At 57.8% G+C, this 25,373-nt stretch carries 19 protein-coding genes; 5 read left to right on the plus strand and 14 right to left on the minus strand.

The features are described 5' to 3' along the window. Positions 1 to 2 precede the first annotated feature (2 nt). Positions 3 to 776: an ABC transporter ATP-binding protein gene (locus tag ACF8PE_RS11225; RefSeq protein ID WP_103792153.1), complete on the plus strand. Its 774-nt coding sequence runs from the start codon at positions 3 to 5 to the stop codon at positions 774 to 776. A 75-nt stretch (positions 777 to 851) separates the two neighbouring features. Here ACF8PE_RS11225 and yegS read toward each other — a convergent pair whose 3' ends face one another. The 3 genes from yegS to yegQ all read right to left on the minus strand — a co-directional run bounded on the left by yegS (position 852) and on the right by yegQ (position 3,944). Continuing rightward, the gene (yegS, locus tag ACF8PE_RS11230) at positions 852 to 1,751 is read right to left on the minus strand and encodes a lipid kinase YegS (RefSeq protein WP_032612488.1); all 900 of its coding nucleotides are present in this window, start codon (positions 1,749 to 1,751) and stop codon (positions 852 to 854) included. A 128-nt stretch (positions 1,752 to 1,879) separates the two neighbouring features. Beyond that, complete coding sequence (locus tag ACF8PE_RS11235; protein WP_103792152.1) at positions 1,880 to 2,218, minus strand: anti-adapter protein iraM; 339 nt, start codon at positions 2,216 to 2,218, stop codon at positions 1,880 to 1,882. Between the two features lie 364 nt (positions 2,219 to 2,582). Further along, the gene (yegQ, locus tag ACF8PE_RS11240; protein ID WP_032612485.1) at positions 2,583 to 3,944 is read right to left on the minus strand and encodes a tRNA 5-hydroxyuridine modification protein YegQ; all 1,362 of its coding nucleotides are present in this window, start codon (positions 3,942 to 3,944) and stop codon (positions 2,583 to 2,585) included. A gap of 355 nt (positions 3,945 to 4,299) precedes the next feature. On the opposite strand from yegQ, the gene ACF8PE_RS11245 reads away from it, so the two are divergent. Further along, on the plus strand, positions 4,300 to 4,827 hold the full coding sequence (locus tag ACF8PE_RS11245; RefSeq protein WP_032612480.1) for a cytochrome b: 528 nt from the start codon (positions 4,300 to 4,302) through the stop codon (positions 4,825 to 4,827). An 87-nt stretch (positions 4,828 to 4,914) separates the two neighbouring features. Here ACF8PE_RS11245 and ACF8PE_RS11250 read toward each other — a convergent pair whose 3' ends face one another. The 3 genes from ACF8PE_RS11250 to ycgZ form a co-directional block, all read right to left on the minus strand. After that, a complete protein-coding gene (locus ACF8PE_RS11250) occupies positions 4,915 to 5,181 on the minus strand; it encodes a biofilm development regulator YmgB/AriR family protein (protein ID WP_032612594.1) in 267 nt (88 codons plus the stop codon). Positions 5,182 to 5,231: 50 nt separating this feature from the next. Next, positions 5,232 to 5,546 (minus strand): hypothetical protein, encoded by a 315-nt coding sequence (locus ACF8PE_RS11255; RefSeq protein WP_032612478.1) that lies wholly within the window; start codon positions 5,544 to 5,546, stop codon positions 5,232 to 5,234. A gap of 139 nt (positions 5,547 to 5,685) precedes the next feature. Next, on the minus strand, positions 5,686 to 5,925 hold the full coding sequence (gene ycgZ / locus ACF8PE_RS11260; RefSeq protein ID WP_032612477.1) for a regulatory protein YcgZ: 240 nt from the start codon (positions 5,923 to 5,925) through the stop codon (positions 5,686 to 5,688). Positions 5,926 to 6,227: 302 nt separating this feature from the next. Between ycgZ and ACF8PE_RS11265 the strand changes: the two genes are divergently transcribed. Beyond that, on the plus strand, positions 6,228 to 7,448 hold the full coding sequence (locus ACF8PE_RS11265) for a diguanylate phosphodiesterase (RefSeq protein ID WP_059307549.1): 1,221 nt from the start codon (positions 6,228 to 6,230) through the stop codon (positions 7,446 to 7,448). Positions 7,449 to 7,562: 114 nt separating this feature from the next. Then, positions 7,563 to 8,306, plus strand: coding sequence for a MerR family transcriptional regulator (locus tag ACF8PE_RS11270; protein WP_032612475.1), 744 nt, complete (start codon positions 7,563 to 7,565; stop codon positions 8,304 to 8,306). A 37-nt stretch (positions 8,307 to 8,343) separates the two neighbouring features. On the opposite strand, the gene baeR is transcribed toward ACF8PE_RS11270, so the two are convergent. The 7 genes from baeR to yegD all read right to left on the minus strand — a co-directional run bounded on the left by baeR (position 8,344) and on the right by yegD (position 20,862). Further along, positions 8,344 to 9,069: a two-component system response regulator BaeR gene (gene baeR / locus ACF8PE_RS11275; RefSeq protein WP_032612474.1), complete on the minus strand. Its 726-nt coding sequence runs from the start codon at positions 9,067 to 9,069 to the stop codon at positions 8,344 to 8,346. Next, the gene (baeS, locus tag ACF8PE_RS11280; RefSeq protein ID WP_032612472.1) at positions 9,066 to 10,469 is read right to left on the minus strand and encodes a two-component system sensor histidine kinase BaeS; all 1,404 of its coding nucleotides are present in this window, start codon (positions 10,467 to 10,469) and stop codon (positions 9,066 to 9,068) included. The genes baeR and baeS overlap by 4 nt, the downstream gene beginning before the upstream one ends. Further along, positions 10,466 to 11,881 carry an MFS transporter gene (locus ACF8PE_RS11285; protein WP_150871773.1) on the minus strand — a complete coding sequence of 472 codons (1,416 nt, stop codon included), beginning with the start codon at positions 11,879 to 11,881 and terminating at the stop codon, positions 10,466 to 10,468. The genes baeS and ACF8PE_RS11285 overlap by 4 nt, the downstream gene beginning before the upstream one ends. After that, positions 11,881 to 14,958, minus strand: coding sequence for a multidrug efflux RND transporter permease subunit MdtC (gene mdtC / locus ACF8PE_RS11290; protein WP_392494863.1), 3,078 nt, complete (start codon positions 14,956 to 14,958; stop codon positions 11,881 to 11,883). The genes ACF8PE_RS11285 and mdtC overlap by 1 nt, the downstream gene beginning before the upstream one ends. Further along, on the minus strand, positions 14,959 to 18,084 hold the full coding sequence (locus ACF8PE_RS11295; RefSeq protein ID WP_144882957.1) for an MdtB/MuxB family multidrug efflux RND transporter permease subunit: 3,126 nt from the start codon (positions 18,082 to 18,084) through the stop codon (positions 14,959 to 14,961). After that, the gene (locus tag ACF8PE_RS11300; protein WP_392494864.1) at positions 18,084 to 19,316 is read right to left on the minus strand and encodes an MdtA/MuxA family multidrug efflux RND transporter periplasmic adaptor subunit; all 1,233 of its coding nucleotides are present in this window, start codon (positions 19,314 to 19,316) and stop codon (positions 18,084 to 18,086) included. The genes ACF8PE_RS11295 and ACF8PE_RS11300 overlap by 1 nt, the downstream gene beginning before the upstream one ends. 193 nt (positions 19,317 to 19,509) lie before the next feature. Next, positions 19,510 to 20,862, minus strand: coding sequence for a molecular chaperone (gene yegD, locus ACF8PE_RS11305; protein ID WP_032612460.1), 1,353 nt, complete (start codon positions 20,860 to 20,862; stop codon positions 19,510 to 19,512). 133 nt (positions 20,863 to 20,995) lie between these two features. Between yegD and alkA the strand changes: the two genes are divergently transcribed. After that, positions 20,996 to 21,862 carry a DNA-3-methyladenine glycosylase 2 gene (gene alkA, locus ACF8PE_RS11310; RefSeq protein ID WP_059307556.1) on the plus strand — a complete coding sequence of 289 codons (867 nt, stop codon included), beginning with the start codon at positions 20,996 to 20,998 and terminating at the stop codon, positions 21,860 to 21,862. Here alkA and ACF8PE_RS11315 read toward each other — a convergent pair. Then, on the minus strand, positions 21,833 to 25,159 hold the full coding sequence (locus ACF8PE_RS11315) for a diguanylate cyclase (protein ID WP_059309085.1): 3,327 nt from the start codon (positions 25,157 to 25,159) through the stop codon (positions 21,833 to 21,835). The two genes, alkA and ACF8PE_RS11315, sit on opposite strands and share 30 nt — an antisense overlap. Positions 25,160 to 25,373 lie beyond the last annotated feature (214 nt).

The raw sequence follows: 25,373 nt of genomic DNA on the forward strand, positions 1-25,373 counted from the left end.
AGATGATCGAGGTAAAAAACCTGAATCTGGCGTTCGGCGAAGGCGAGAAACGCAGCCAGGTCCTGTATGACGTCAACATTAACGTCCAGCCGGGGGAGATTTACGGCCTGGTGGGGGAGTCCGGTTCGGGCAAAACCACAGTGCTGAAGTGCCTGGCCGGGTTGTTCACCCACTGGGACGGGGCGCTGGCGATTAACGGCCAGCCGCTGGGGCGACGCATCAGTCCCCAGCGCTGTCGGCTGGTGCAGATGGTGTTTCAGGACCCCTATGGTTCGCTGCACCCCCGCCACACCATCGGCGATATTCTGGAAGAGCCGCTGCAAATTCACGGCATCAACGATCGGGAGCGGCGCATCCACGCTCTGCTGGATAAAGTGGGCCTCAACCGCGCCTTCCGTGACCGTTATCCGCATCAGCTCTCCGGCGGTCAGCGCCAGCGTGTGGCGATTGCCCGGGCGCTGATTCTGGAGCCACAGGTGCTGCTGCTTGACGAGCCGACCTCGGCGCTGGATGTGTCGGTGCAGGCGGAGATCTTAAACCTGCTGGCAGAACTGCAACGCGAGTCGAACCTCACCTACCTGATGGTGACGCACGATCTCGGGGTGATCGCCCATCTCTGCCAGAAGGTGGCGGTGATGCAGTACGGGAAAATCCTCGAAACCCTGACGGTAGATGATCTGGTGGCGGGGCAGGCGCAAACGGATTACACCCGGATGCTGGTGAACGCCAGCCAGCAGTACTCCCGCGAGATGGCCCGGGAGGTGGCGGTCTACTAATGCCGGATGGTGCTGCGCTTACCTGGCCTACAAAAAACGTAGGCCCGGGCAGGCGCAGCGCTGCCGGGCAGACCCTCAGCGCAGAAGCGGACAATCCGGCGGCAACCGACACTGGAGCGTGCCGGGCAAGAGCGTGATGCGGAAATGGTCGCCGCTAAGTGGTTCGCCATCCAGGTTAAAGGTCATGCCGTGCGGGGCGACGATCTCAAACCAGGCTGACTGACCGTCAATGACGTTCGGACTTTCTTCCGGGTTGGTCAGCGTCGTCAACAGCGACGGGAGCAGTTCGTTGGCAGAAAAAATGCGCAGCTGTAGCTGTCCATCGTTAATCAATGCATCCGGGCAGAGCTGCTGCCCGCCTCCCGCCTGACGGCCGTTACCGATACCGATCACCAGCGCATCCCCTTGCCAGCGAAAATTCTCGCCGCGAATTTCACAGCTGTCGGGCTTGAGTAAATCCATCCGCGCCAGTCCGTGAAGCAGATATGAGACGCCGCCCAGCGCGGCTTTCATTTTTTCCGGGGTTTCACTGGTAATACGCGTGCCAAACCCGCCGGTGGCCATATTGATAAAGCAGGTTTCATCATTCACCCGGGCAATATCTACCGCCGTGGCTTTACCCGCAATCGCCAGCTGCAATGCTTTATCGAGGCTGTCGGGGATCCCGGCGCTGGTGGCAAAATCGTTGGCGGTGCCGAGCGGCAAAATGCCCAGCGCGGGACGCTGCGCCTCTGGCAGGGCAATTAGCGCCGTCGCCACTTCATTGATTGTGCCATCGCCACCGCCTGCAATGACAGTTTCCACCGCGAGATCGCAGGCTTCCTGTATATAACGTGCTGCATCACCTTTCTCCCATGTCACGCGGACATGGATCACCACGCCTTCTTCCCGAAGAAGCGTTACGGCTTCGCGCAACAGTTCGTTGCCTGAGCCCTTGCCGTTCAGAATTAATAAACTTGCCGGATAGGTCGCCATCCACATTGCTCCTGTGCTGATCTTTCAAAAGTGTATCGCAGCGCGGAGAAAAGCGGGTAAGAAGAGGACGAAAGGATAAAAATTAAATGAGTGGCGAGCCAAAACGTGCGCCACTCGGACCACCTCGTTTATGACGCTATAGCACCATAAGGGCACAAAGCGAACACACAATCCTGGCGATGTTCGCAGCGGGTGAGCAAGGTGCCGTTATTGCCCGGGCACGTCGAGTTCGCCAGAAATGATGACCAAAAGGGCGGGGTATAAGGAAACGCTCGCAGGATGTGTAACTGTCTGAGCCTGCCATCCACAGCGATTCCGAAAGGGCTGGTCACCAGAACCGAGCCGGGGCTGATAAAGTAATCGCCTTTATACCAGATTATCAGCCTGAGATTTTTAACTGTAAGAACATGAATGAAAATTGTTCCGGTACGCGGGCACACCATCCTCTCTTCAACCACCCAGTACATGTATTTCTCCTTATCCTTAAGTGAAATTCCATTCATACAGAGAATAACATCGTACAGGTGCTTGAAAAGCCTGACTTTACGAAATTCATAAATTCCGGTATTTCTCATTGAAAATAAAGATAAATTTACGTTAGGGAAACTTATGGATGGGGCAGAAAAGCAGGGGCGAAGGCGGAAGAAGGGCGTTTTACAGACAAAAAAATTAGCCTGCGTAAGGGAGATTACTCAGGCTAAGGAGGTGGTTCCTGGTACAGCTAGCATTTATGGGTTATGTTTTTCAGCGTTATCAATAATAACCGTAAAAAACGCAGCGGTATGTGATCGGATTCTAAGAATCATCCCATACCAAAAATAACACAATTGACTAGCCAGCATGCGGGTTACGGGTGTTTTCCCCGGTGAAATTACGCATCAGCAGGGCATAATCCAGCGAAATATCTTCCGGCACAGGCAGCCAGACGGTATGACCATCACCCGGTGCGACTGATACGGCTTCACCTTTACCATTCTGCATATGTTCGAGAGTGAAATTCACGTTGCCCTGTGGGGTCATCAACTCCAGGCTGTTACCCACAAGGAATTTGTTTTTCACCGCAACCGCTGCCAGTGGACCTTTGCGCTCGCCGGTGAACTCCCCGACAAACTGCTGGCGCTCGGAAAGCGAGTGGCCATATTCATAGTTCTGGTAATCGTCATGGGTATGACGACGCAGGAAGCCTTCGGTGTAGCCGCGGTGTGCCAGCCCTTCCAGTGTTTCCAGCAGGGTCGGGTCGAACGGTTTACCCGCCGCTGCGTCGTCGATCGCCTTGCGGTAGACCTGGGCGGTACGCGCGCAGTAGTAATAGGATTTGGTGCGGCCTTCGATCTTCAGCGAGTGCACGCCCATCTGGGTCAGGCGCTCAACGTGGGCGATGGCACGCAGATCTTTGGAGTTCATGATGTAGGTGCCGTGCTCATCTTCGAACGCGGTCATGTATTCGCCCGGACGCTGGGCCTCTTCAATCATAAACACGCTGTCGGTTGGGGCACCCAGACCTAATGTTGGCTCAATGGTCTGCACCGGGATCGGCTCGTGCTTATGCACGATATTGCCCACCTCATCCTGTTTACCTTCCTGGACTTTATATTCCCAGCGGCAGGCGTTGGTGCAGGTCCCCTGGTTCGGGTCACGTTTGTTGATGTAGCCAGAGAGCAGGCAGCGGCCAGAATAAGCCATGCACAGTGCCCCGTGGACGAAAATCTCAAGCTCCATTTCCGGCACCTGGCTGCGGATCTCTTCGATCTCTTCCAGCGACAGCTCGCGGGACAGAATCACGCGGGTCAGCCCCATCTGCTGCCAGAATTTCACTGTTGCCCAGTTAACGGCATTGGCCTGCACCGAGAGGTGAATGTCCATCTCCGGGAAGTTTTCCCGTACCAGCATGATTAAACCCGGGTCCGACATAATCAAGGCATCAGGCCCCATCTCCACCACCGGTTTCAGGTCGCGGATAAAGGTTTTCAGCTTGGCGTTATGCGGGGCGATATTCACCACCACGTAGAATTTTTTCCCCTGCGCGTGGGCTTCGTTGATGCCGAGCTGCAGATTCTCGTGGTTGAATTCGTTATTACGCACGCGCAGTGAGTAACGCGGCTGGCCCGCATAGACGGCATCGGCGCCATAGGCGAAAGCGTAACGCATATTTTTCAGCGTTCCCGCCGGGGAGAGGAGTTCCGGTTTAAACATGTTTGTTCTCGTTCTGATGACAGGTCAGATGCGCACACCAGGTGGGCGCCGGGAGGAGATCCCATACATTAAGGGCGGGCATTGTAACGCTGCGGGGCAGGGAGGTAAACCGTTATCCCGACAGCCGTTAAGGTTCTGGCTTCAGAATTTTCTCATCATTCTGGCGAATGATTCTTAGGCACATCGCCTCCTTTCTCATATATCGCTCAGGCCAGGATACCTATGATATCGCCAGGAAAAGCCGTTCTGGCCCCCAGGGATGATAACCGCGCAGGCTGCGCACAAAAATTATGATCACAGCTAATTACCCACAGGAGGTGGCCTTCTTTGGGTTGAATTTTGAGGACAATGTTTTATGTATGCTTCACGTAGGGTAGCGAATCGTTACGATCCCTTTTCCCGTCTGCTGCACTGGGTGGTGGCGGCAGTGATTATTTATGCCATGTGCATGGGGTATATACTTCACGCGCTGGAAGGGACGCGCTGGTTCCATTTTTTCTCGGTGCTAAACATGTCGCTCGGGACAATGGCGACCCCCATTATGCTGGTGCGCTTTATCTGGCGCTTCTTTCGCCCGTCAGTGCCCTACCCGGATAGCGTGGCTGGACGTAAAAAACAGCTGGTGGTCTTTCTGCATGAAATCTTTTACCTGACCATCATGCTGGTGCTGGTAAGCGGGTTTTTAATGCTGCATAAGGATTATCAGTTCTTTGGTTTACTGCACGTTTCCCGGCCCGTTAACGTTGACGTGATTAACGATTTCTTCTTCAAAATTCATCGGGTGAGCTGCATTACACTTGGCGTGATTTTGTTCATGCACGTGGCGGCAGTGATTCGATATACCCTTCAAGGCCAGGGGGAAATTTTGCGGCGTATGTTGTAGAGCGATGTAGAGCAGCAGTGCTACGGGTTTGGATAAAAAAACGCCGACGGCAGGACAGTACAGTCGGCGTTTAATTCAGCGGGGCGCTCAGAGGTCGTCCTGGGTGTGATCGACAATAATTTCCAGCGTTTTACGGATGATATCGGCTTTGACGACGTCGTGAGTGGACTCAATCTGCTTAATCAGTCGTAAAATAATCGCTTTATTGGTCACCGGTTCCTTCGCAGCATGAATAGCGCCCATCACAGATTCAAGCAGCGCCCACTCTTCGGCTAACAAACCGCCCGCGCTGCGGAAATAGTTGGATAACGCAGCATTAGGCAGTTCTTCGTACAAGTCTGGATTCTGGAGCATAGCCTGGCTCATAGTGTCACACCGGTTAAGTTAATAAATTAATAATACAGTCAGTGTTTTTTGCTGTTGGCGTGCTGGCTATTGCCAAACAGAGGATAAACATTGCTGTTGTTTCGACCATCCGTGTCCCAATCCTGCTGTTCATTCATTGGCTTGCGTTGGGCACCACCTTTACCATCGTTGGAAATTTCCAGGATGATTTGGGAAAGCACGTTCCGACGCTGGCCGTCTCGCTCTGCCGATAACATCTGTTGCAGCCTCTGTAGCAAGAGTTTCATGCTGATGGGGCCGTTATCCTTAAGCAAAGAAAGAGTGGCTTCGCCAATAAGTTCATCAGTTAATCGTTCATGGTCACTTCTGTTCATAACTACGTCTCTGTTGCCACACTTACCTGTTAGAGGAATTGCGGCCTTAAGTCAGTCTGTCGTGACAGTATAAAAAAACTGTCCTGGAGAAAAAACCGACTTGAAAACAATTCAATTAGCGGCTGTGGGCTTACATATCTTAACGTTCAAAAAGCAGGCCAATCAGCGTTTGGTAACGGCTCTCCTCTTCCTGATCGGTTGCCTGTTCCATCCGGTAAAGCAGTCGGGTGCAGATGGCTTTCCGGTTGAGGATTTTTCCTTCCCTCAGTAGCTCCACAACGATTTGTCCCAGCGTCTCCTGCTGAGAAGGCTGGTTAGCTTTATTAAAGTACTGGGTAATGGCATTGGCTGTATTCGGTGCAAACCCGTTCTCGCGCATATGTCACTCCTGAAATCCGCAGAGCTAAAATGGTTAATATCTTGTTAACTGGTGAATACTGTACATACTAATTGTACAAGTTAACAAATATATTTTGATCATTACGTGCTAAACTATATATATCAAAGATTTAGTTATAAAAAATTCGGTGAAAAAGGAAGAAAATATTGTACATTCCTGGCGTTTTTAACCGTTATTGTCGGAATACAGAAAGGGCGAGAAAACCCCCGTGTGGGTTAACAAGACGTAACGCCAACCATCTGATACTGTGAACATTCATTCACCTCCGCTATTGGAAACTTATGCTCACTACCATCATTTACCGTAGTCACTTTCGTGATCACGTACCGGTTACTGTGCTGGAAGACATGGTTGTTGCAGCAAACAAAAAAAACAGCGAAGCCGGGGTCAGCGGCATTCTTCTGTTTAACGGAAAGCTCTTTTTCCAGTTGCTTGAAGGACCCGAGGAAAACGTAAGAGCGATTTACCGCGCTATCTGCGAAGACCCGCGTCATCACAACGTGGTGGAACTGCTATGTGACTATTCCCCCGCGCGGCGTTTCGGGAAGTGCGGTATGGAACTCTTTGATTTACGACGATACGATCGCGAAGAGGTGCTGCAAAACGTGCTGGATAAAGGCACGACCAAGTACCAGTTGACCTACAACGACAGGTCGTTGCAGTTCTTCAGAACCTTCGTCGAAGAGAGTGAAAAAGAGAACTATTTTGAGCTGCCTTCGGGGGATCACTGGGACTTTATTGCTGATACCGGCGCCCCCAGCGTTCGTGCGCTGTCGCGGCGCTACAGCGAGGTGTGCAACTTTGCGTTTCAGCCGATTATCGATCCGCTGGCACGGGAAATCGTCTCACTGGAGGCCCTTATCCGTACCCCGGATGGCGGGGTATCCCGGCACTGGTTTGAGGGGTTAGTGGGAGATGAACTCTACGAAGCCGATCTCAAAAGCAAGAGCGTCGCCTTTGCGATGGCCAGCGCGCTGGGGCTGGGAGAGCAGAGCCTCTCTGTTAACCTGCTTCCGATGACGCTGGTCAACGTGCCTGATGCGGTGAGCTATCTGATTCAGGAGATAGAGGCCAACGGGCTGGTGCCCGAGCAGATCGTGGTGGAATTTACGGAGAACGAAGTCATCTCCCGTCTCGATGAATTCACCGGTGCGGTGCGTGAGTTAAAGGCTGCGGGGATCGGCGTGACCATCGACCACTTTGGTGGCGGTTTTGCCGGTCTGTTGCTGTTGGCACAGTTCCAGCCAGACCGGATTAAGATTAACCGTGACCTGATCCGCGACGTACACAAGAGCGGTCCACGTCAGGCCATCGTGCTGGCAATCATCAAATGTTGTACAGCTTTGGAAATTCTGATCTCTGCGGTCGGTGTCGAGCAACCGGAAGAGTGGATGTGGCTCGAATCGGCAGGTATTTCTCACTTCCAGGGACACCTGTTTGCCCACCCTGAACTGGCCGGTATCCCGCCTGTGGCGTGGCCTGAGCTAAAAGAAACTTTCTGAAACTGATCCACACCGGGCAGTGATACAATTCTGTTGTACAATATAACAAGTTGTACACCCCGGTGAGATTCGTTACTTTGGTTAACGAATCTATTGGTCAGACAGGGAGAATCGATGGCCTTTTACAGTATTGGCGATGTAGCAGAACGCTGCGGCATAAATCCCGTTACGCTACGTGCATGGCAGCGTCGGTACGGGTTGCTAAAACCGCAGCGTAGTGAAGGCGGACATCGACAATTTGACGACGACGACATCCTGCGTATCGAGGAGATCAAACGCTGGATTGAGCGTGGCGTGCCGGTCGGTAAGGTCAAAGCCCTGCTCGATCAGGACAAAGTCCCTGAGCCAGGAGACTGGCGTACCTTGCAGGAAGAGATGATGGGCATGTTGCGTCAGGTCAGCCCGGGTAAGTCCCGCGCGCAGATTGTCGCATTCTGCCAGCACCACGCTGTCGAGGTCCTGATTGACCATGTTTTTATTCCCGTCCGGGAAAACCTCAGTCTCGATCAAAATACCGCAAGTATCATGTGCAGCCTGCTGGACGGCATTCTGATCGAGCAGGCAGTCACCAGCCTGAGCGAGTCACGCAGCAAAGCGGGCCGGGATGCATTATTGATTGGCTGGAGCGTGGAGGACCGTACCCGTCTGTGGCTGGAGGCGTGGCGTCTTTCGCAGCGTGGCTGGCGCATTAACGTGTTTGCTGAACCGCTGGAGTTACCCCATCCCGAGTTCTTCCCCGGCCAGCACATCCTTGTCTGGGCAGGCCCGGTGTTATCGCCGCAACAGCGTCTGCAGCTTGAGCACTGGCAAAAGCAGGGTTACAGCATTACCGCCCACGGGCTGGCCGAGGCGGCCTGAGCATATCACCCGCCGTAGCGGGTCATTTTATTTCCTGTCACGCGCCGATCCGGCACGCATCCGCTTCCCAGCGATATCCCACACCGTAAACTGCGCGAATAAACGACTGCTCTGCATCAAGGGATTCCAGCTTGCGCCGCAAGTTTTTGATGTGGCTGTCGATAGTACGATCGGTCACCACCCGGTAGTCATCATACAGATGGTTCAGCAGTTGCTCGCGAGAGAAAACCTTGCCCGGCTCGTGCGACAGGGTTTTCAGCAGGCGAAACTCGGCGGGGGTCAGATCCAACAGCTTGTTGCGCCAGCTTGCCTGAAAACGGCCTTCATCGATGATTAACGGACTTTCGGCATCCAGCGCCTGTAGATCACGCTGCGGTTTGCAGCGGCGCAGAATGGTTTTTACCCGGGCCACCACTTCGCGCGGGCTGTAGGGTTTGCAGATGTAATCATCGGCGCCGATCTCCAGTCCCAACAGTCGGTCAATCTCTTCGATTTTGGCGGTCACCATGACAATCGGCACTTCGGAGAAGCGGCGGATTTCGCGACACAGGGTCAGACCATCGGTGCCGGGCAGCATGAGATCGAGCAGGATCAGGTCCGGCGGGGTCTGGCGCACATACGGCAGAACCTGGTCGCCGTGGCTGATAAGCGACGGGGCATAACTTGCCGCCCGCAGATAGTCGATTAATAACTGCCCAAGCTTAGGCTCATCCTCCACGATCAGGATGCGGGGGGTATTTTCGTCAATGGGTAACTCAGTCATACTTCTCTCGATAAATCGCGTTCCAGCGGTAGCTCTACTGTAATGCTAACCCCGCCAAAAGGCGAATGGGCGGCGCGGAGGGTGCCCCCGTGGGCCTCGACGATGTTAACGCAGATCGCCAGCCCCAGTCCCGATCCGCCGCTGGCGCGGTTGCGGGAGCCTTCGGTACGATAAAAACGCTCAAACAGTCGGTGAAGCTGATCGTCAGAGACGCCGGGTGCGGTGTCGGCAAAGGTCAGCGCAAAGCGGTGATCTTCGCATTTACCGGAAATACGCAGCGCGCCCCCCGCGTCGGTATAGCGCAGGCTGTTTTCCAGCAGGTTGTTGAAAAGCTGCATCAGCCGGTCGCGATCGCCAAACACCACCGCGTTGTCCGGCAGCGACAGCTCAATGCGAAGGTCACGACTGGCAAAGCGTTCGCGGAAAACGCCGCTGGCCATTTCCAGAATGTTAATCACATCGACAGGCGCTTTCTGATAGGCCAGCGCCCCTTCGTCGGACATCGACAGCTGATGGAGATCCTCCACCAGCTTGGTCAGCGTCCCCACTTCCGCCTGCAGGGAGGTGACGGACTCCGGGGTGAACTTGCGTACTCCGTCCTGGATCGCCTCCAGCTCGCCGCGCAGCACCGCCAGCGGGGTGCGCAGTTCGTGGGAGATATCGGCCATAAAATCCCGCCGCATCTGCTGGTTCTTTTCAAGCGTGCTGGCGAGCTGGTTAAAGTCCTGCGCCAGCTTGCCCAGTTCGTCCTGGCTGCGGGTATCCACGCGGGTGGTAAAATCGCCTGCCGCCAGTTGATGCGTCCCTTCCACCAGCCGTTTAACCGGGGCCAGCAGGCCACGCGCCAGCGGGAAGGTCGCCAGCGCCGCCAGCAGGGTGGAGAGGGCGACAATCAGCCAACTGGTCTGGCGCTGTTGGCGGTCGAAGTTGATGTCGGTATTACGCGTCAGCCGCTCGACCGGGGAGGCGATCACCCAGCCGACGGCAGCGCCGTTGACGGTAATGGCCCGCTTCGTGCCGTCCGGCGGCACCGGAGCACGCGGCCCCACCAGCACCCGCATATCCTGGTCGATCACCCAGAACTGGGTGCGCCAGCCGTGGGGCGGCATGCCGGGGCCGGGACGATCGTCGTCAGTGTCGTGCTCCAGCGAGCGCAGGATCTGGAAAATAAACCGGTCATTATTGCGTAAAAAACGCCAGTTGCCGTGCAGGGCGTATTGCTCGGCCAGCGCATCGCTTAAGCCCTGTAACCGCTGTTCGTTACCGTGTTTGATGTAGTCGATAAAGCCACGCTCAAAGCTCACCCGCACTGCCCAGTGCATGGTGATCAGCAGTACGATACAGGTGGCAAAGATGGCCAGAAACAGCTTACCGGTAATGCCGGGCCGCCAGAACTTCATGGTTCACTCCTTTTGCGCCGCCTGATGACGACATTCTTACTGGTATCATCCGGGACCCGGGCGAAAATAATGGCCGGCAGGGCGATAATCACCGCCATGCTCAGGTAGGTGTAGAGGAAGACCTGATGGACCACCGGGCTGTCAGCCGTCAGGTGATGCTGGCCGTACATGCCCAACAGCAGCCCGGCGATGGTCACGCCGACGCTCATCGACAGCTGCATAATCATCGACAGCAGGCTGTTGCCGCTGCTCGCCTGCTCATCGGGCAGATCTTTCAGCGTCAGGGTATTCATGGAGGAGAAGCGGATGGAGTTGATCATCCCCTGGCAGAACAGTACCAGCGGCAGAACGTAGTACCAGCCCAGCAGCGCCACGGCCATAAACAGCAGGCTCACCAGCGCCAGCCCCAGCGTGGAGGCCACCAGCACCCGGCGATAGCCAAAATAGTTCACCACCTGGACCACAATGCGCTTCATCCCCATGCTGCCGAGCACCATCGGGATCATCATCAGACCGGCGTGGAACGGCGAAAAGCCGAGGCCAATCTGCAAAAAGACCGGGGTCATAAACGGCAGCATCCCGCTGCCGATGCGTCCGGCAAAGCTGCCGAGCAGCCCCAGACGGTAGGTTGTATTTTGAAACAGCGTCAGGCTGAACAGGGCGCGGTCGTTGCCTCTGGCGTGCCACAGATACCACAGAATGGAAAGCACTCCGATGGCGACCAGCCCAACCAGCGATAACGTGGAGATCCCCAGCCCTTTTTGCCCGTCCAGCGCCAGGGTCAGGGTCGCCATTCCCGCCGCCAGCAGGAAAAAGCCCACCAGATCGAAGCGCCGGGTCTGCATTTTGTAGTTCGGCATCAGCCAGAGGGTGGCAATCGCCCCGATAATGCCCACCGGCAGGTTAATCAGGAAGATCCAGTGCCAGGAGGCGTACTCCACCAGCATTCCGCCGAGCGCCGGGCCAAGTAGCGGCCCGACCTGACCGGGCAGGGTGACGAAGGTCATCGCCGCCATGTACTGCGCGCGCGGGACAATCTTCAACACCGTCAGCCTGCCGACTGGCACCATCATTGCCCCGCCGACGCCCTGCAACACCCGGGATAGCACCAGTTCGTTCAGCGTCTCTGCCCGGGCGCAGAAGAGTGACCCGGCGGTAAACAGCACGATGGCGGTACAAAAGATATTACGCACCCCCACCTTATCCGCCAGCCAGCCGCTGGCGGGCAGCATGACAGCCACCGTCAGCACATAGGCGACGATCACCATATGCATATGCAGCGGACTCTCCCTCAGGCTTTGCGCCATCGAGGGGAGGGCAGTATTAACAATGGTCGTATCCAGGGCCTGCATAAAAAAGCCGAAGGCGACAATCCATAACTGCCAGCGAACGTTAGCGGGGAGATCAGTCATCAGCCGGTTACCGTCTCTTTCTGTTTACGTGAAAAACGCACCCGTAAGCGGTCAAAGAACAGATAGACCACCGGAGTGGTGTAGAGCGTCAACAGCTGGCTCATCACCAGCCCACCGACAATGGTAATGCCCAGCGGCTGACGCAGCTCTGCGCCATCACCGCTGGAGATCACCAGCGGCAGCGCGCCAAACAGCGCCGCCAGGGTGGTCATCATGATTGGCCGAAAACGCAGCAGGCAGGCCTGGAAGATCGCCTCCTGCGGGGTCATATTGCCGTTGCGCTGTGCCTCCAGCGCAAAGTCGACCATCATAATGGCGTTCTTCTTCACGATCCCGATTAACAGCATAATGCCAATCAACGCAATCAGGCTGAACGGCGCGCCAAACAGCTCCAGCGCCAGCAACGCCCCTACGCCCGCCGAGGGCAGGGTGGAGAGAATGGTCAGCGGATGGACGTAGCTCTCGTACAGAACCCCGAGCACGATATAGACCGTGGCAATCGCCGCCAGAATCAATATCACCTGCGAGTTCATCGTCTCCTGGAAGACCTGAGCCGTACCGGCAAAGCTGCCGCGCACCGTTGAGGGCACGCCAAGCTGGGTCATGGCACGGTTGATGGCCTCGCTGGCTTCAGAGAGGGATTTGCCAGTCGGCAGGTTAAACGATACGGTCGATGCCGCCGACAGCCCCTGATGATTCACCGACAGCGGCGCGTTAGCGGGTTGCCAGTGGGCAAAGTACGACAGCGGGATCGCCTTGCCGTCGTTATTAATCACGAACATTTTATCCAGCGCACTGATGTCCTGGGTATAGCGCGGATCGACCTCCATGACCACTTTGTACTGGTTCATCGGCTGATAGATGGTCGAGATCTGGCGCTGGCCGAAGGCGTTATTCAGCAGACTGTTGGCGGCGCTCACATCAATGCCCAGCCGTGACATGGTTTCGCGATCGTAGGTCAGCGCCATCTCCGCGCCGTTATCCTGTTGGTCGGAGTTAACGTCTGCCAGCTCCGGCAGTGCCGCCAGCGCTTTACGGATTTTAGGCTCCCACTCTCTGAGTGCGGCAAGATCGTCCGACAGCAGGGTGTACTGGTAGCTGGCGTTCGACTGACGGCCACCGACGCGGATATCCTGCACCGCCACCAGGAACATGTTCGCCCCCGGCTCTTTGGCTAACTTCACCCTGAGGCGGTCGATCACCTGCTGGGCGGTTTCGTTACGCTGGTCGCGCGACTTGAGAGTGATAAACATCATTCCGCTGTTGACCCGCGAGCCGCCGGTAAAGCCGGTGACGTTATCCACGGCCTTGTCTTCGCGGATGATCTTCATGAAATCCTGCAACTTACCGCGCATGGCCTGGAAGGAGATGCTCTGATCGGCCTGTATCCCCCCCATCAATACCCCGGTGTCCTGCTCCGGGAAAAAGGTTTTGGGGATGGTGATGTACATCCAGACGTTAAGTGCGATGGTGCCAATTAACACCAGCCCGACGATCCGGGTGTGGTTCAGCACCCATTTCAGCGATTTACCGTAGCTCGTCTGTAACGCCATCAGCATCCGGCCAAAGCCTTTTTTGCGCGGCTGCGACTGGGGCGGGCTGCGCTTGAGCATCCAGCCGCACATCATCGGGGTAAGGGTTAACGACACCAGCAGAGAAATACCGATCGCCACCGACAGCGTGACCGCAAACTCCCGCAACAGACGCCCTGGCAGCCCGTCCATCAGCAGCAGCGGCAGGAACACCGCCACCAGCGACAGGCTCATGGAGAGCACCGTAAAGCCTACCTCCCGGCTGCCCTGCAATGCCGCCTGGAGAGGTTTCATTCCCGCTTCGAGGTGGCGGGAGATGTTCTCCAGCACCACGATGGCGTCATCTACTACAAAGCCGGTGGCGATAGTCAGCGCCATCAGCGACAGGTTGTTGAGGCTAAAACCGCACAGGTACATGGCGGCGAAGGTCCCAATCAACGATACCGGCACGGCGACGGCCGGGATTAGCGTTGCGCGGCCCGAGCGCAGGAACAGGAACACCACCAGGATCACCAGCGCCACCGAGATGATCAGCGACTGTTCCACCTCTTCCAGCGAGGCGCGAATGGTCGGGGAGCGATCCTGGGCAATCTGCAGATCGATGGCCGCCGGAATGGTCTCCTGCAACCCCGGCAGGCGGGCGCGGATGCTGTTGACCGTCTCGATAATGTTGGCTTCCGGCAGCTTGCGGATCATCAGCAAAATCGCGGGTTTGGCATTGGTCATCCCGGCGTTGCGCACGTCCTGCACCGAGTCCGTGACGCTCGCCACATCGCTTAAGCGCACGGCTGCGCCGTTGTTGTAATGGATGATCAGCGGCTGATATTCCGCCGCGGTTTTCAGCTCATCGTTGGTCTGGATCTGCCAGCGGTGGCTGTCATCCTCCACCGAACCCTGCGGTTTACGCACGTTGGCATTGCTGATGGCGCTGCGCACGTCATCCAGCGAGACGCCCTGGTTAAACAGCGCCTGCGGGTTCAACCCCACGCGCACCGCGGGCAGGGAGCTACCGCCGACATCCACATCCCCCACGCCGTCGATCTGGGCGATGGTTTGCGCCAGCTGGGTGGAGGCGAAGTCGTACAGCTGCCCCTGGGAGTAGGTGTCCGAGGTGAGCGTCAGGATCATAATGGGCGCATCGGACGGGTTGGCTTTGCGGTAGGTTGGCCGACTCGGCATCCCGCTCGGGAGCAGGCTTTGCGCGGCATTGATCGCCGCCTGTACATCGCGCGCCGCGCCGTTGATGTCGCGGTTAAAGTTAAACTCCAGAATGATGCGCGTGCTGCCGAGGGAGCTGCTCGACGTCATCTCGTTGACCCCGGCAATACGCCCGAGCGAGCGCTCCAGCGGCGTGGCCACCGACGAGGCCATGGTTTCCGGCGAGGCACCGGGCAGCGAGGCGCTGACCATGATCACCGGGAAATCCACCTGCGGCAGCGGGGCCACCGGCAGCAGCCGGAAGCCCAGCACGCCGCACAGGGTGATGGCGAGGGAGATTAAAATCGTCGCCACCGGGCGGTAAATGAAGAGGGCGAAAAACTTCACTTACGCCTCCTCTTCTTCACGTTTCGGGAAGCGGCTTTTGCTCCACAGCGCCAGGCGGTCAAACAGCAGGTAGATCACCGGGGTGGTAAAGAGGGTCAACACCTGGCTCACCAGCAGACCGCCGACCATGGCGATGCCTAACGGACGGCGCAGCTCGGCCCCAACCCCGGTACTGAGCATCAGCGGCAGGGCGCCGAGCAGCGCGGCGAGAGTGGTCATCAGGATCGGGCGGAAACGCAGCAGGCAGGCCTGGTAGATGGCCTCCCGCGGCGGCATACCCTGCTCGCGCTCGGCGGCAAGGGCAAAGTCGATCATCATGATGGCGTTCTTCTTGACGATACCGATCAGCAGGATGATGCCGATGATCGCAATCACGTCCAGCTCGCTGCCCGCCAGCATCAGCGCCAGCAGGGCACCCACGCCTGCGGTCGGCAGGGTAGAGAGAATGGTGATCGGGTGGATAAAGCTCTCGTACAGCACCCCCAGCACGATGTACATCGCCACCACTGCGGCGACAATCAGCCAGACAGTGCTACCCAGTGCCGCCTGGAAGGCGAGCGTACTGCCCTGGAATTTGGTCTGGATGTCCGTCGGGAAGCTGAGGTTTTTCTCTGCATCGGTAATCGCCTGCACCGCTTCGCCCAGCGAGTAATCATCCGGGACGTTGAACGAAATGGTGGTGGACGGGAACTGATCCAGATGGTTTACCGCCAGCGGGGTATAGCGCTCCTCAACGTTGGCAATGGCGCTCAGGGGCACAATGCCGCCGCTGCTGCTGGTCAGGCGCACGGAGTCAAGGGCTGCCAGGCCTGGCGTCTGCCGCGTATCGTGCTCCAGCACCACCCGGTACTGATTGGCCTGGGTGTAGATGGTGGAGATCAGGCGCTGGCCGAAGGCGTTGTACAGCGCGTTGTCCACATCCGCCATGGAGATCCCCAGACGGCTGGCGCTGTCACGATCGACGTTGATGTACGCCGCCAGCCCTTTGTCCTGCCAGTCGCTGCTGACATCCGAGAGCTGCGGCAGCTGCTTAAGTTCATCCACCAGCTGCGGCACCCAGGTGCTGAGGGCATCCAGGCTGGTGGCCTGCAAGGTGAATTGATACTGGGTGCGGCTCACCGTGGTGTCGATGGTCAGATCCTGCGTGGGCTGCAGATACAACGCCACACCCGGGACTTTTGCCACCGCATGCTGGAGTCGTTCGATGACCTTGTTAACCCGATCGTCGCGATCGTCCAGCGGCTTGAGGTTGATCTGCAGGCGGGCGCTGTTCAGCGACGGGTTGGTGCCATCGACGCCGACAAACGACGTCAGGCTCTCCACCGCCGGATCCTTCATGATAACGTCCGATACCGCCTGCTGGCGCTGCGCCATGCTGGCAAAGGACACCGACTGCGGCGCCTGCAGAGTACCCTGGATAATGCCGTTATCCTGGATCGGGAAGAAGCCTTTCGGGATCATCACCCACAGCAGCACGCTCAGGGCCAGGGTGCCGAGCGCCACGCCAAGGGTGGCCCAGGGGTGGTTCAGCACTTTTGTCAGCATACGGCCGTAGGCGGCAATAATCCGCTCGAACATGCGTTCCGAGGCGCGGGAAAAACGGTTCTGCTTGCGTAAGGATTCATGACTCAGCATGCGCGCGCACATCATTGGCGTCAGGGTCAAGGACACCACCGCCGAGATCAAAATGGCCACCGCCAGGGTGACGGCAAACTCACGGAACAGACGCCCGACGATATCCCCCATAAACAGCAGCGGGATCAGCACCGCAATCAGCGAGAAGGTGAGGGAGATAATGGTGAAGCCGATCTCGCCCGCCCCTTTCAACGCCGCCGCCAGCGGCTTTTCCCCTTTTTCGATATAGCGGGAGATGTTCTCGATCACCACGATGGCGTCATCCACCACAAAGCCGGTGGCGATGGTCAGGGCCATCAGCGTCAGGTTGTTGATCGAGAAGTCGAGGAACACCATCACCGCGAAGGTGCCCACCAGCGAGAGTGGCACCGCCACGGCGGGAATAATGGTCGCCGGAACGTTGCGCAGGAACAGGTAGATGATCATCACCACCAGCGCAATCGCCAGCATCAGCTCAAACTGGGTATCGCTGACCGAGGCGCGAATGTTGGTGGTGCGATCCGACAGCACCTTGACGCTGACCGATTTCGGCAGGCTGTCGATAAGCGTTGGCAGCATGGCACGAATGCTGTCGGCGGTATCAATGATATTCGCCCCCGGCTGGCGCTGCACGTTCATCACGATCGCCTGCTGCTTGTTGGCCCACGCCCCGAGCCAGCTGTTTTCTGCCCCTTGCTCGACGGTAGCGACATCCCCTAAGCGGATCGCCGCTCCGTTCTGGTACGCCACAATCAGCTGACGGTATTCGTCGGCAGACTGCATCTGATCGTTAGCGGACAGCGTTACCGCCCGGTTTGGGCCATCGAGCGAGCCTTTTGCGGAGTTAACGTTGGCGTTGCTGATGGCGGTGCGGATGGTTTCGCTGGTCAGCCCGAGGGAGGCGATCGCCTGGGCATTCAGTTTGACACGCACCGCCGGACGCTGGCCGCCGGAAAGCGTGACCAGCCCGACGCCGGAAACCTGAGAAATCTTCTGCGCCACGCGGGTTTCCACCATGTCTTCGACCTGGGTCATCGGCATGGCGGAGGAGGTGACGGCAAGGGTCATGATCGGCGGATCCGCCGGGTTCACTTTGCTGTAGACCGGCGGGTTAGGCAGGTCGGAGGGCAGCAGGTTAGTGGCGGCGTTGATCGCGGCCTGCACCTCCTGCTCGGCAACATCCAGTGACAGGCTGAGCTGGAACTGCAACGTCACCACCGACGCGCCGCCCGCGCTTTGGGAGGACATCTGCTTCAGGCCCGACATCTGGCCAAACTGGCGCTCCAGCGGAGCGGTAATGGCCGAGGTCACCACATCCGGGCTGGCGCCAGGGTAGAGGGTTACAACCTGAATGGTGGGGTAATCCACTTCCGGCAGGGCGGATACGGGCAGGAAGCGGTAGCCGATAATCCCTGCCAGCAGGATCGCCACCATCAGCAGCGTCGTGGCGACAGGGCGCAGGATAAACAGACGTGACGGCCCGCCTGTAGAACTCGGGGGCATCACCTGCATCAGGAGGTCGCTCCCTGTGATTTATGTTCACGTTTCGCCGGCTGGGTAGCGGTGTCGCTGTGGGCTTCCACCACTTCCACTTTTGCCCCTTCGGTCAGACGGTCGATGCCATCAGTTACCACGCGATCGCCTGCCGACAGTCCGGCGGCAATCACCACGCTCTGGCTGTCCTGAATGCCCGCTTTAACCCGATGTTTGCTGACGTTGTTGTCGCTGTTCAGCACCCAGACAAAGTTGCCTTCGTTGCCCATCTGCAGCGCAGCCGTCGGGATCACCACGGCATTCTCTTCGGTGGCGACCAGCATCCGGGCATTGACAAACTGGTTCGGGAACAGGGCATCGTCCTGATTGTTGAAGCGCGCTTTCAGCTTGATGGTGCCGGTGGTGGTGTCGATCTGGTTATCGAGGCTCAGCAGGGTGCCGTCGCTCAGCTTCTGCTTGTTGGCCCGATCCCAGGCCTCCACGGTTAAGGCCTTACCGGCTTTCTGCGCCTGGATCACGGTGGCGATATCGCTCTCCGGCAGGGTGAATATCAGGTCGATAGGGTGGGTCTGGGTGAGTACCACGATCCCGGTGGTATCCCCACTGGAGATCTGATTGCCGATATCCACCTGCTTTAACCCCACGCGCCCGTCGATAGGGGCGGTGATGCGGCTCCAGTCGAGCTGCAGCTGGGCGCTGGCAACGGCGGCCTGGTCCGCTTTAATTGTGCCCAGGCTTTCACTCACCAGTGCCTGTTGGGCATCCAGCTCCTGACGGGAGACGAGATTAGTTTTCACCAGTTGCTGATAGCGGGCCAAATCGCGGCGGGCATTGGCGAGGGTGGCGGTGTCTTTCGCCAGCTGTCCCTGCGCCTGGGCCAGCGCTACCTTGAACTGGCTGGGGTCGATTTCAGCCAGCAGATCGCCAGCTTTCACCTGCTGTCCTTCCTGGAAGTGCAGGGCGATCAGCTGCCCGTCGACGCGGCTGCGCACGGTAACGGTGTTGGCGGCGGTAATGGTGCCCAGCCCGGAGAGGTAGCGCGGCACGGATTTACTTTCTGCGGTCGCGGCCTGCACCGGGGCCAGCGCCCCGCCGCGCATTCCATGGCGTCCACCGCCTGTCGGGCGCTGCGCCTGGCTGGACGCACCGGTAGGGGCCGAAGACTGTTGATGCCAGTACCACGCGGCGGCAAGGGCCACCACAATGATGCCAGCGGCGATTACCCAGCGGGATTTATTGCGGCCTTTCATCGTTATACGTACTCATCCTGAAACTGTGCAGAAAATAATACTAGTTTAGTGAGGCAATGAAGCAGAAAAATGGAGGAAATATGGAAGACTGTCTGGAATTGTCTGAATGGTACCGGTCTGGATGCCGGATCGTTGCTGCGCGCTTGCTACAGCAGCAGGCCGGGCAAGCGAAGCGCCGCCCGGCCTGTCAAGACTAGCTGAAAACGACCTGTGCCCAGCGGGCTAAACCTGCCGTCACCGAGCCAAAGTCATCGCCGCCAGCAATAGGGATGCCCGGCAGCTGCTGCGCCAGCGCTTTTTTGATCAGCGGTGAGCGGGCACTACCGCCGGTCAGGTAGATCACGTCCGGCTTTTCGTTGCCGTTATCCAGCGCCAGTTGCACCTGCTCAAGGATGCGCTGTAAGGGCTGCGACAGCGCCGCTTCCAGCCCCTGCTGGCTGATAGCGGTCGCCAGCTCCTCGCTGATAAACGGCAGCGTCACGGCGTGCTCTGCGGCCCCGGAGAGGGCAATTTTGCTCTCTTCCGCGCTGCGCACCATCCGATAGCTCAGGCGCTGACGCCACACTTTATGCAGCAGCGCCACTTTCTCGCCGTCCTGGGCATCGCGCACCAGATCGTTAAGAAAACGCCCGTTGGCGACGCTGTAGAAATCGCTTTGCGCCGGTACATCGTTGATCGCCACGGCGTTCCACCACGGCAGTATTGGCAGGGCGGTGCCCTTCGCGGTTTGTCCACCCATGCCCAGCAGGGGCATCAGGCTTCTGAAGGCCAGGGCGATGTCCAGGTCGTTACCGCCGATACGGCAGCCGCTGTGCCCCAGCAGGCTGGTTTCGCGATCGCGACGCTCATGCCATTGCGGCCCCATCAGCAGCAGCGAGCAGTCAGTGGTCCCGCCACCGATATCCACGACCAGCACCCGTTTTTCACTGTTCAGGGTCGCTTCAAAATCCAGCCCGGCGGCAACCGGCTCGTACTGGAACACTACGTCACGGAACCCGGCGCGCTGTGCGGCGCGCTCAAGGATCCCCTGTGCCTGCTGGTTCGCTTCATCGCCCCCCAGCCCCTGGAAGTTGATCGGACGGCCAATCACCGCCTGGGTGATCTCCTCCGTCAGCTGGGACTGCGCCTGCTGGCGAATATGCAGCATCATGGCGCAGACCAGATCTTCAAACAGCGCCACCTGCTGCGGTTTCAGACCGCTGGCACCGAGGAAGGATTTCGGTGACTTAACGAAGTAGACCTCTTCGGGATCCTCAATGTAGTGACCCAGCGACGACAGGCCAAACTGCACGCTGCCCGGGGTAACGTCGATATCTTCGTCGCGGTTAAAATTGACCGCGCGGCGCAGCAGCGCCTGGGTTTCCGTGCCGGTAGCCGGAACCTGATGATGGCGGTACAGCCATTCGCTCACCGCTTCACGCGTCGGTGCGCAGAGCATCGACGGCAGCAGCGTGCTGTTATTTTCCATTTTCAGCAGCTGCGGCTGCCCGTTTTGCATTACTGCTACTGAGCAGTTGGCGGTGCCATAGTCAAATCCGATAAACACGTCAGCGTCCCCATGCCATTGAGAAGGGGCGAGACTTTAGCGAAATGTCAGGCTGGCGACAACTGGAATATGAAAGCAAGGCGCAACCCCTCAACTCCGTTTATGCTGTGTCAGGACAAAAAAAGGAGCAACGATGTTTACTCTGACCTGGCAGCCGCCCTACGACTGGCAATGGATGTTGAAATTTCTTGGCGACCGTGCGGTGGCCGGGATTGAAATCGTGACCCCCACCGACTACACCCGCAGCTTTGCCTGCCAGGGCTATCGGGGACTCATTCACGTCACGCCGCAGCCGCAGGCGGGCACGCTGCAGGTGGTGCTCAGCGACGGGCTGTTGCCGATTGCCGATCTCTGCCTGGCGCGCATCACCCGCCTGTTCGATCTGCACTGCGATCCACAGCAGATAGCCACAGCGCTCGGCACCCTTGGGGCGGCGCGGCCGGGCCTGCGTCTGCCGGGATCGGTAGATACCTGGGAGCAGGGCGTGCGCGCCATTCTTGGGCAACTGGTCAGCGTGGCGATGGCGGCAAAGCTGACGGGCAAGCTGGTGGCGCTCTGCGGCGAACCGCTGCCTGAAGCACCGGGCTACCGCTGTTTCCCGGAGCCTGCCGCGGTGGCGGGTGCCGATCCGCTGGCGCTGAAAGCGCTGGGCATGCCGCTGAAACGCGCGGAATCCCTGATTCATCTGGCGCAGTCGGTGGTGGCGGGGGATTTCCCGTCGGAGACACCGGATGATATCGACAGCGCGATAAAAGCATTGCAGACCCGGCCGGGTATCGGTCGCTGGACGGCGAACTACTTTGCCCTGCGCGGCTGGCAGGCAAAAGATGTCTTTCTGGCGGATGATTATCTCATCAAGCAGCGTTTTGCCGGGATGACCCCGGCGCAAATCCGTCGCTATGCTGAACGCTGGCAGCCGTGGCGCTCGTACGCCCTGCTGCACATCTGGTATACCGACGGCTGGACGCCGTCAGTTGATGGCGAAATAACTGGTATTTAGCAGGAGTTCCAGCGGCTGCGGCTCACCGATGGTGTTGCCGAAGATATAGTCGATGCCAATGCCCGAGAGCGTATCCATCATGATCGGTTGGTTGCTCGGTCCGGCAATGGTCTTGATGCCCAGGCGGCGGGCATGGCCCTGGATGATGGTCACCAGCATCTCATCCATCAGGTTGGCGTGGACGTTAACCACCAGATCGGGATCGAGGAGCAGATAATCGGCCATCTGCGCGCTCAGGTGGTTGAACACCTCCATATCGCGGCCCACATGGCTCAGGATAATGCGGCATCCGGCCTGACGCAGTTTGTCCAGGTTGTTGCGGGTGTGCTCATCCTCCAGCGCCAGCACGCTAACGTTCACCACCAGATGCAGCAGTCGCGGCTGCAGTGGACTGGCCCGCAGCATCTCCAGCAGTTCATCCACCAGCGTGGCGCTGGCAAGACCGGCGGTTGACAGCGGCAGGGCGACCCCGGTGCCTTTGCTGGTCAATGGCGTGGCGAAATTGCGGAAAAATTCCTGCAGGATGCGTCTGTCGAGGGCGTGAATCAGTTCAGGCTCTGCCAGCCCCGCCCGGAAGGCCTGCTCCTCCAGCATCTCGCCGTCGTTGGTCCACAGACGCAGGGCCAGCATCCAGAAGGTGCTGCTTTCCGGTATCCGCGGCGAAGCGACGCTACGGGCGATCATCAACAGATGATTGTCTTTGATCATGTGCCACTGCTCGTCGAGAGAGATGGTACCTGCCTCGAGCGTCCGTTCCTGTTGCGGTTCATACACCGTCACTACGCCACGACCGTTGTTTTTGGAGGAGTAGCAGGCGATATCGGCCTGGGACATGACCTCTGAGGCCTGGTTGTTGCGCTCGTCAATCTGGGTGATCCCGGCGCTGGCGCCAATCCGGTGCAGGCGACCTTCCCACATAAAGTGATAATCGTTGATTGCGTCAATGATGCGACCGGCAATGTAGCGCGCGCTTTCGGTGTTGCAGTCTGGCAGCAGCAGGCCGAACTCATCCCCGCCGAGACGCGCCAGCATGTCGGTGGAGCGCAGCATGCTGAGCATCAGCGACGACAGTTCCCGCAGCAGCGCATCCCCCGCCGCGTGGCCTGCGGTGTCGTTGACTGCCTTAAAGCGGTCCAGATCGATAAATACCAGGGCGTGACGCTGACGGGTATCCTGCACGGTGAGCAGCATCCGCTTGAGACAGGCCTCAAAGCTGACGCGGTTCGCGAGGTGGGTTAAGGCATCGTGAGAGGCGTTGTAGCTCAGCTCGCGCAACATTTTGCGCGATTCGGTGACGTCCTGAATGACCAGCACCGAGCCAATGTTTTGCCCGTCGAGGGTGCTCAGCGGCGTAATGCTGTAGTGGATATCGTAGCTGCCGCCGTTGCGGCTGTGCAGCACCACATCCTGTTCGATGTCGCTGCGGGACATATCACCGCTGTGAATGTTTTCCATCAGCGGGCCATTATCCCCGAAGGTAATATGCAGCACCGAAAGGATCGGTTGCGACAACGCATCCTGCTGCAGCCAGCCGCTCATCTTCTCCGCTACCGGGTTCATAAAGGTGACGTTCATGTTCACGTCGGTACAGAGCACCGCTTCACCGATGGAGTCGAGGGTAATATGCAGACGCTCTTTTTCCTGGAATAGCGCCTCATTCAGCTCCTTGACCTCGGTCATGTCCATATTAATGCCGAGCAGACGTTCCACTTCACCCTGTTTATTCAGCACCCGGTTCGCCAGGGCGCGGATATGGCGAATGCCGTCTTTCACCCGGATACGAAACTCCAGTTTAAACGGGATGCGGGCCGCCAGCGAATCGCGCACCACCTGTTCGGCCAGAGCGCGATCTTCCGGCAACATGCATTCGTGCCACAGCTGCCAGGTAGGTTTAACGTGGGCAGGCACTTCATACAGCTCGAACATGCGTTTGTCCCAGCTGATGACGTTAGGTTTGACGTCCCACTCCCAGATACCGATGCCGCCTGCTTCGTTAGCCAGGGTAATACGCTCCATCAGGCGCTTATTAACCCATTCGGTATGCTTGAGATCGTTAATGTCTTCGATCTGGGCGATATAGTAGAGCGGCGTACCGTCAGCATGACGCACCAGCGACACCGCCAGCAGCGCCCACACCACCTCGCCATTACGGGTGTAGTAGCGTTTTTCCAGCGAGTAGCTGTTGATTTCGCCTTTTAACAGCTGGTCCAACTGCGCCAGATCGCTTTCCAGATCTTCCGGCCAGGTTAATTGCTGGAAGTTAAGGGAACGCAGCTCTGCCTGGGTGTAGCCGAGGAACTGACACAGAGCCTTGTTGGCCTGCAGCCACTGTCCGTCGGTGCTGACCAGCGCCATGCCGATAACGGAATACTCCATTGCATTACGGAAACGCTCTTCGCTCTCGGTAATGTGCTTACGCTCTGCGCGAAACGCGTACATCACCATGGTCATGATGTTGGCGGGCAACAGCATCATCAGGAATGGCAGCCAGGGGGCATTGACCATCACGCTGGCGTTCTGCGTGACCAGCGGAGTGGGGTTTTTGGCAATCATCAACGACACCATCATCACTGTGACGAGGAAGACCAGGAAGGCTTCCAGGCGCGGCAGACGCACGGCGCTCCACATCAGCAGAACGATAATTGCCGTAAACGGCCACGGCAGAAAATGCAGGGAAATCCAACTCAGCAGCAGCGTAACTGCCATGGTGAGCAGCGTTTCGAACAACAGGCGGGGATTACGGTGACGCAAAAGATAGTGCGGTTTGAACAGCAGGCCTAAAGGCACCAGCGCCAGCGAGCCGATGGACTCCGACAGCACCCAGACCAGAAAACTGCGCAGCGGCTCGTCGCTCGGCACCAGCAGATAAATCATCACGCCGCCCAGCAGGGGAGGGATCACCGCGCTGCCAATGGCCAGACGGATCCAGTCCCCCAGATCCTGCAGCGGATTGTAGCTGGGCAGCAGTTTTCGCAGCAGCAAGGCCCCGACAAAGGCCTCAAGGACGTTGATGCCGGCGTACCAGAAGTTGATCGACGCCCACGAGAAAATCAACCAGGAGGATAAGATGTTACCGAGGGTGCAGGCGAGGGCGATCCCAGGCCACATCTTCCCGGCGTGGCGGTAAAACGCCACCATCATAATGGAGGTCGGGAACCATAAAGGTGCCAGAAATGTTCCGAAACGCGTTAATTCAAGCGAGAAAAGGGTGAAAATGAAGGTAACCAGACCAAGACTGACAAGCCGTAGTAGAGGATGTGGCGTAGTTACCAAAACGCGCTGGTATTTTTTTTTCATTACCGCTTTATCCGAAGACGCCATGCCGCCAGGAGCCAACCCCGGACGAGTTCATTTCTAATTTGAACCATGCTAGTACAAACAATTTACAATTAATATGGTATGCGCTCATAAATTGACATCACAGTGTTATTAAATACTTATCCTGCAAAAAATTCATCTTTAGCGCTGGAAAAGTAAGCAGTTAAATTTATGTCAGGGCGATCAGTATGGT

Origin of the sequence: Leclercia sp. GLN_9, assembly GCF_043105735.1 — a bacterium.
In the GTDB taxonomy this organism is placed as follows: domain Bacteria; phylum Pseudomonadota; class Gammaproteobacteria; order Enterobacterales; family Enterobacteriaceae; genus Enterobacter; species Enterobacter adecarboxylatus.